Origin of the sequence: Corallococcus aberystwythensis, from assembly GCF_003612165.1 — a bacterium.
In the GTDB taxonomy this organism is placed as follows: domain Bacteria; phylum Myxococcota; class Myxococcia; order Myxococcales; family Myxococcaceae; genus Corallococcus; species Corallococcus aberystwythensis.
On record NZ_RAWK01000610.1, the window covers coordinates 1 to 401 of the forward strand.

At 47.9% G+C, this 401-nt stretch carries 1 pseudogene; it reads left to right on the forward strand.

Going from position 1 to position 401, the window contains the following annotated elements:
* A pseudogene (locus D7W81_RS41715) lies at nucleotides 1-401 on the forward strand (pyruvate carboxylase); the annotation flags it as partial.

Sequence of the window (401 nt, forward strand, 5' to 3'; positions counted from 1 at the left end):
GCAGGATGTGTATGAAAAAGGAGAGAAGCTCGACTTTCCGGATTCCGTCGTAGAACTGTTTCAAGGGCAGCTTGGCAAGCCGTATCAAGGCTTTCCGAAGAAGCTTCAGGAGATTATCTTAAAAGGCCGCAAACAGCTTGAAGGCCGACCAGGGGAATCAATGCCGCCGGTTGATTTTGAACAGATCCAGAAGGAGCTGTTTGAGAAGCTTGGCCGTCAGGTGACGAGCCATGATCTGCTTTCATATGCGCTTTACCCTAAAGTATTTCTCGATTTTGAACAGTTCCGCCAGCAGTTTGGTGACGTTTCCGTTTTGGATACGCCGACTTTCTTCTACGGACTGCGACTCGGGGAAGAAATCGAAGTGGAAATTGAACAAGGAAAAACGCTAATTGTGAAGC